The organism is Brevundimonas huaxiensis, from assembly GCF_014218725.1.
Classification (GTDB): Bacteria; Pseudomonadota; Alphaproteobacteria; order Caulobacterales; family Caulobacteraceae; genus Brevundimonas; species Brevundimonas huaxiensis.
Genome location: NZ_JABBJE010000009.1, coordinates 86,992 through 93,209, shown reverse-complemented (window position 1 = coordinate 93,209; position 6,218 = coordinate 86,992). Strand labels below are relative to the sequence as shown.

The window sequence follows — 6,218 nt, the reverse complement described above, 5'->3', positions numbered from 1 at the left end:
CTGCTCTTCCGTGAATCTCGCTCGTTTCATTCCGTCCGTCCTTTCAAGGGCCGGACTCTAGCTCCGCGTGGAGGAAATTCTCAGGGGCACGTCAAATTCAGTAAAATACATTTCTGGATTTGTAACAACTAACCTTAAGGCACCGCTGGGAGCGTGCGGCGTTACATGTAGGAAGGCGCGCGGGCGGAACTTGAAATTGTTAGTCGTGGCGGACCTTCAGACGCTCGCGGCCATTCGCTACACGTAACCATCGCCGCCTTATTCCCTGATCCGTTCGTCGGTTGATCGCCCCTCTGGATCCGCCGGGGTCACCTCACACGTCTCGTGACTGCTCTGTCACGGTAGCGATCAACAATGACCCCAGCATCAAAACGACTCCAATCCAATGCCTAGGCGTCAATCGCGACGCATCTGTCGATGCCCGGCTATGTCCGCTCAGGGTTCATCGTCCAATCGGATGGAACGGGCGTCGTCCACGGTCAAGATCGTGACCTGAGCCGCGGCCGCTAGGAAGGGCATGGCGTCGTTGACGGCGCGCCGGACTTCCCGGCTGCCGTTCCAGGCGATCACGATTCGGGCGCCGATCCGAGCCTCTGCCCAGCCGTCCGGCACGAGCAGAACGGGGGTGCCGCTGACCAGTAGAAGATGCTCCGCAGACCACGTATTCGGCAGATCGTCAGGCGCGGGGCGCGCCGCGACGATCAGGTCGCTGTTAGCGCCTTGAGGGCCGCGTCTTCATCCTGGCGCTCCCGCTAGACCACCCTGAACTCGGAACTGATTTCGTACGCCCGAATGAGCGCGGCGAACGCGCGCCCTGCGGCGAGAATTTTCCCCTCATCCGTCGCTCGCTGTCGTTCCAGGACCTGATTGATCCCGGCGCCCCGCGCGAAGCTTTCCGGCGGATTCAAATTCGACGGATGGGAAACACCATACACGCCGACCAGATGAGCGGCGTGTCGTTGCGCCAAAGCCGCGGCATGACGGCCGATCCGCTCGCGTCGCGGACTGCCGTCGAGGAAGACGGCCACATCTCTCCACTGGTTATGCATAGGCTATCCCGCTTTCCTGCTTCCTTCACCCAAAACCGATGCGATACGGCCCGAGCTAGGTGCGCTTCGGCAGCGCATACGCCACCAGCGACGTGCCCAGCTTCGTTTTGAGCGGAACGTGTCCGCCCGCGGCGATGACGACGAATTGGCGATCGCTCGCGCCGGACCAGTAGGTCATCGGCGTCGCCTGGCCGCCCGCCGGCAGCCGGACGCTCCAAACCTCTCGCCCTGTGCCGAGGTCGAAGCCGCGGAACGTGCGTTCCTGCACGGGGGCGATGAACACCAGGCCGCCGCGGGTCACGATCGGCCCGCCGACGTTCGGCAGTCCCATGGTGATCTATCACGCGACCGGTAAGCTGATGCGGTCTTTACCGATCACGATCGACAAAATCCTGGACTGATTAGCCGAAGTCAGCATCCACCGTGCCGGGTCAATACCCAGCCTCAGCCATTCTCCGGTTCCTGGTCTGGCTTGTAGGTGGGCTTTGCTGGCGGAACGATGTAGCTCAACGTCACGATCCCCGCGGCGATCAGTCCAGCACGCCAATTCCAGAGTGCCAAGCCGAATGCCGCCCAATAGGCAGCGGCAGTTAGGCCATATTTGATGGTAAGGCGGCGAAGATAAGCCTCGGTCAGCCTTCGATCGGGGAGACCTCTCGCGGTGGCGTATACCCAACGAAGAAACCACCAGGTCGCCGGTGTCGCTGCTACGCCCAGATACCAAAGGGCGGCGGTGGTGTTCTCCGCATCTCCGCCGAGGTGTTCGACCAACGGCCGCGCAGGAAATGGCGTGATGCTGACAGCGGCAAGAAAGCCGATGCTGAGCAGATTATAGCCATAATCGGTTTTTTGCAGAAGCTTGCCGGTGAAGTGGCTGGAAGCCCAGGAAAGACCGATCATTATCACGCTAAGGGCGTAGGCCGCATATTCCGGTGCCAGCTTTAGGTATGCCGCTGCCAGGTCGCCGTCAGTCGGCTCTGGTGCGTGTAGTTCGGTCACCGGTAGGGTGATGGCAATTGCCAGCACCGCGTCCACGAATGCCTCAAGGCGGTCCGATTTGCGTTCGGTTGCTTTGAGAGAGGATGTCGCCATCTGACGCTACAGCATTTCGAGTGGGCGACGGCTCGCTGGCCGGGCCTTGACCCATTGAAGGAACCACTTCCCCGCCGGGAAATGTCACGTGTTTCATGTGCTTCCGTCCTATGAGATGAGTTCGACTGCTCGGTCGCGGGAGGCGGATTGGCAGATGACCACCATGTAACGATCATATCGCGGCCGGCCATCGATCGAGTGCCATTTTGGCGATGGAGAGCAGTTCGTTGATCGTAGCGCCGTCGCGCGCCTGAACGGACATGCCTTCCATGACCGTATTGATGAATTTGCCTAGGCTCAGGACCCATTGATGTGAGGCGAACGATCTGATCCAGGCTCCTGAGGCGTCGGGATATGAGCGATCTGTATTGGCTGACGGACGAGCAGATGGCTCGGCTGGAGCCCTTCTTCCCCAAGAGCCACGGCAAGCCGCGGGTGGATGACCGCCGGGTGCTGAGCGGGATCATCTTCGTCAACCGCAACGGCCTGCGCTGGCGAGATGCGCCGGCGGCCTCCGGGCCGCACAAGACCCTCTACAACCGCTGGAAGCGATGGAGTGAGGCTGGCGTCTTCATCCGGATGATGGAGGGTCTGTCCGGGGCTCAGACCGAACGCCGCACGGTCATGATCGACGCGACCTATCTGAAAGCGCACCGCACGCCTTAGAGCCTGCGGGTAAAAAAGGGGGTCTCGGGCGACTGATCGGACGCACGAAAGGCGGCATGAACACCAAGCTTCACGCCGTGACCGATGCGAATGGAAGGCCCATCAGCCTCTTCATGACAGCGGGTCAGGTCAGCGACTACATCGGCGCTGCCGCTCTCCTGGACAGCCTGCCCCGCGCCCAGTGGCTTCTGGGAGACCGAGGCTACGACGCCGACTGGTTCCGGGACGCCTTGCAGGCCAAGGGGATCACGCCGTGCATCCCAGGCCGCAAAACCCGCACCGAACCCATCCGCTACGACAAGCGACGCTACAAGCGGCGAAACCGGATCGAAATCATGTTCGGCCGCCTGAAAGACTGGCGCCGGGTCGCAACCCGCTACGATCGCTGTCCGACCGTCTTCCTGTCCGCCATAGCCCTCGCCGCTACCGTGCTGTTCTGGCTATGAGTCCTGAGCCTAAGCCAGGCCGTTGTCTCGCAAGAAGCGCTTCATACTGACACCCTCTGTACCACGCCCAGTCCGAGGCGCTATTGTCGCTCCGATCTCGACACGCCCAATAGGCGGACCATCCTCGCCATCATCAAATCCGTCAGCATCTCAGCCGCGCGGGCGGTGACTGGCGAGCCCGCCTGACCGAAATAGCGGATCGATGCATCAAGGCGATCATCGCTCAGGCCGTCGATGGCCGCCTTGATATCCGTCCATTTGGATTGCCCAGGCGAAGGCTCTTCCACATCCAGGTGGCGAGCGAGCAGGAGAATCGCAGCAGTGTCTTGAGCCGACATTGACCTGTTCGATTAGTCTCGCAGGCTGGCCGGAACCTGGCCGCCATTCTCCGCAAGCTTTCGCCAGACCGCTTTGGACAGGGCGATGTTCTGTTCCGCCGAGCCATGAGCGCCAGCGTGCACGCCCAACTCCTCGGCGAGGTCCTTGCGGGCGTCGAGGCTGGAATCCAGGTCGAGTAGCTTGAGCAGATCGACGATCGATGTCCGCCAGTTTCCGCCGCCGCCCTTCATCTCGGCCATTTGGGAGAGGATCTGGTCCACATCGACCGGTTGAGGCGTGAAGGGAGTGGCGGGCGCCGCAGGAACGGGCTGTGCCGAGACTGGGGTGCTCGTGGGCGCTTGGGCCTGAGGCGTCGTCGGACGCGCCTTATGGCCGGTGATCTTGTCCCAAATTCTTCCGAAAAAGCTCATGACGTTTCCTCTGAAGGTGGATGGCCCGGGCGCTAGCCCCGGCCTGTGCGGTTAGCGCTGGACGACGACCAGTTCCGTGCGGCGGTTTTCAGCCAGTCCTCCGGCGGTGGCGTTGCTGTCGACGGGGTTGGTTTCCCCGCCTGAAAGCGCCTCGATACGGCGGGCATCCACGCCGGCTGCCGTCAGGGCGGAACGGACGATGTCGGCCCGGGCCTGGGCGAGGGTTCGGTTCGCGGCGTCGGAGCCGCGCGCGTCCGCATAGCCGTACAGGCGGATCTTGGCATTCGGGTAGCGGCTCAGAACAGCGGCGACGGCCGCGATCTCGGGACGATCCTGGGGCCGAATGGTGCTGCTGCCGGTGTCGAAGTTGACGCGCTCGAACGCGAAAGTGCGCGGGGCGGCGTCCGAGCCAGCGAGGTAGGCGTCCAGCCCCGAAACCCCAACGGAAGCATTTGTGGCGGGTATGACCGGCGTCTCGGTCGTCGGAGCTACGGCGGCGTCGTCAGTCGCTGCGGGATCCAGGGCGGCGCGGTCGTCGCCACAGCGGGTCAGCATGAGTAGCAGCAGCAGGAGCACGACGGCTCCGATGATCCAGGGGAGGTATTTGCGCCAGGCCGGGGCCACTGGGGTCAGGCGAGTGTCGCGATCGCGGTTATCGGTCATGTCGAACTCGTCGTTAAATGGGGAAAAGAATGCGGCCGGCGATCTCGTCGATCGTCGGCCGCGGGTCTCACTGGGGCGGGGTCTTCGTGACCTTGTCGGCCCACGTCTGGGCCACCTTGCTGGCGGCGTCGCGCCCGCCGAGCCCGAAGGCTAGCGCTGCCGCCACCGCAGCCGCCCCCAGGATCAGGCCGAAGGCGAGAAGGACGATATCGTCGGCGATGCCCATGAAGCGAAGGCCCATGGCCGTCGCCAATGCGATCGTGGCCCAACGCACCAGGGTGGAGGCGAAGCCATCGGCGCCGCCCGTACCCTTGTTGATCAGGTTGGCGACGACACCGCCGATCAGCACGCCGGCGGTGATAATGATCCCGCCGACGATGACGTGTCCGGCCAGGGCCAGGATTTCCTGCAGCGTCACGGCGATCGTGCCGAACTGCAGAAGCTTGGCGGCCTCGACCGCCGTGAAGGCGACGATCGCCGCCATTGCGATCTTGCCCACGATGCTGGACGGCGTCATCGGCTTGGGCCCATCACTACTTAGAGCCCTTGCGGTGGCCGGTGTCACGTCACCGGCATAGGGAGCCGTGGTCGGCTTCGGCGCGGCCGGCGCCTGAGTCGTGGCGGTCAGAGCCGTCAGGCTCGAGATGCTGCGATCGAACCCAGTCGCCGGCAGGGTGCGTTCGATCAGCTGGGCGACCCAGCGACCGATGAACCAACCTACCGCCAAAACGATGGCAGCGGCGAGAACATGCGGGATCGCAGCCAAGACAGTCGACAGCACGGCAACCGCCGGAACCGTCAATGACTCGATGCCCAGCTGCTCCAGCGCCGCGATCGTGATGGGGATCAGAATCAGGACGAACACCAGGGTGCCGATCGCGGTGCTGACGCCAGTCGAGCCCGTCGCCTTGGTCAGGCCGGCCTTCTCAAGCCAGCGATCCGCGTTGGCGGCCTGCAGTGCAGCCTCGACGACACGCTTGGCCAAAGTCGCGACTACAAACCCAATGAAGAAGATCAGGACCGCGCCGAGGACGCTCGGCACGAAGGACGCGACCTGCGTGAGCAATGAGTTCAGGGGCGTGACGACCTGGCCCAGGTTCAGGACGCCGAGGGCGGCGACGACACCGAACAAGAGGATTAGCCAAAAGGCGACATCTCCCAGGCTGGCGCCGACCGAGTGCTTCGGGTTGTCACTGGTGCTCGCCTTGGCGGCGCCAGGAATACGATTGATCCCCTTCGCCAGGGCCCATTTCACGGCCTTGCCGATAAACCAAGCTGCGATGAGGATCAGCACAGCGCCGATCACCTTGGGCGCCCACTCATAGAGCAGCGCGTCCCATCCGATGAACTCGTAGTTTGTCGTTTGCATACATCCCTCAGGCCTGACGCTGATCGCGCGGGTTTCCAGTGGGCCTAACAAGATCGAGCCTGTTCTTGTTCCGGCGCTAACGAGAGGATTCGCCGAAACGGATGGTTGGCTCATCGCTAACGGGGCCGAAGCGGCTTTCCGAACGTCCGCACGACATCCAATCAACTCATCCAGCAGGAACATC

Annotated in this window: 8 protein-coding genes; 1 reads left to right on the top strand and 7 read right to left on the bottom strand. The window is 63.0% G+C overall.

The features are described from left to right. Positions 1-752: 752 nt before the first annotated feature. The 3 genes from HF680_RS14470 to HF680_RS14460 form a co-directional block, all read right to left on the bottom strand. On the bottom strand, positions 753-1,028 hold the full coding sequence (locus HF680_RS14470) for a hypothetical protein (protein WP_185225545.1): 276 nt from the start codon (positions 1,026-1,028) through the stop codon (positions 753-755). Positions 1,029-1,104: 76 nt separating this feature from the next. Continuing rightward, positions 1,105-1,380, bottom strand: coding sequence for a hypothetical protein (locus HF680_RS14465; protein WP_185225544.1), 276 nt, complete (start codon positions 1,378-1,380; stop codon positions 1,105-1,107). A 113-nt stretch (positions 1,381-1,493) separates the two neighbouring features. Next, complete coding sequence (locus tag HF680_RS14460; RefSeq protein WP_185225543.1) at positions 1,494-2,141, bottom strand: TMEM175 family protein; 648 nt, start codon at positions 2,139-2,141, stop codon at positions 1,494-1,496. Between the two features lie 354 nt (positions 2,142-2,495). On the opposite strand from HF680_RS14460, the gene HF680_RS14455 reads away from it, so the two are divergent. Beyond that, positions 2,496-3,253 (top strand): IS5 family transposase gene (locus HF680_RS14455; RefSeq protein ID WP_394353541.1). Its coding sequence is split into 2 segments (ribosomal slippage): positions 2,496-2,805 and positions 2,805-3,253, totalling 759 coding nucleotides; the frame shifts between segments, so codons are not numbered across the junction. An 80-nt stretch (positions 3,254-3,333) separates the two neighbouring features. On the opposite strand, the gene HF680_RS14450 is transcribed toward HF680_RS14455, so the two are convergent. The 4 genes from HF680_RS14450 to HF680_RS14435 form a co-directional block, all read right to left on the bottom strand. Further along, the gene (locus tag HF680_RS14450) at positions 3,334-3,591 is read right to left on the bottom strand and encodes a hypothetical protein (protein WP_017506865.1); all 258 of its coding nucleotides are present in this window, start codon (positions 3,589-3,591) and stop codon (positions 3,334-3,336) included. 12 nt (positions 3,592-3,603) lie between these two features. After that, complete coding sequence (locus HF680_RS14445; RefSeq protein ID WP_185225542.1) at positions 3,604-4,002, bottom strand: DUF3597 domain-containing protein; 399 nt, start codon at positions 4,000-4,002, stop codon at positions 3,604-3,606. 51 nt (positions 4,003-4,053) lie between these two features. After that, entirely contained in the window at positions 4,054-4,665 is a 612-nt protein-coding gene (locus HF680_RS14440) for an OmpA family protein (RefSeq protein WP_185225541.1), read from the bottom strand. A 67-nt stretch (positions 4,666-4,732) separates the two neighbouring features. After that, positions 4,733-6,217 carry a mechanosensitive ion channel gene (locus tag HF680_RS14435; protein WP_235968998.1) on the bottom strand — a complete coding sequence of 495 codons (1,485 nt, stop codon included), beginning with the start codon at positions 6,215-6,217 and terminating at the stop codon, positions 4,733-4,735. Position 6,218: the final 1 nt, after the last annotated feature.

Excerpts from the sequence above, each read along its gene's own strand:
- HF680_RS14450 (WP_017506865.1), bottom strand. The coding sequence starts at position 3,591 with ATGTCGGCTCAAGACACTGCTGCGATTCTCCTGCTCGCTCGCCACCTG.
- HF680_RS14465 (WP_185225544.1), bottom strand. The coding sequence starts at position 1,380 with ATGGGACTGCCGAACGTCGGCGGGCCGATCGTGACCCGCGGCGGCCTG.
- HF680_RS14445 (WP_185225542.1), bottom strand. The coding sequence starts at position 4,002 with ATGAGCTTTTTCGGAAGAATTTGGGACAAGATCACCGGCCATAAGGCG.
- HF680_RS14435 (WP_235968998.1), bottom strand. The coding sequence starts at position 6,217 with ATGTTCCTGCTGGATGAGTTGATTGGATGTCGTGCGGACGTTCGGAAA.
- HF680_RS14460 (WP_185225543.1), bottom strand. The coding sequence starts at position 2,141 with ATGGCGACATCCTCTCTCAAAGCAACCGAACGCAAATCGGACCGCCTT.
- HF680_RS14440 (WP_185225541.1), bottom strand. The coding sequence starts at position 4,665 with ATGACCGATAACCGCGATCGCGACACTCGCCTGACCCCAGTGGCCCCG.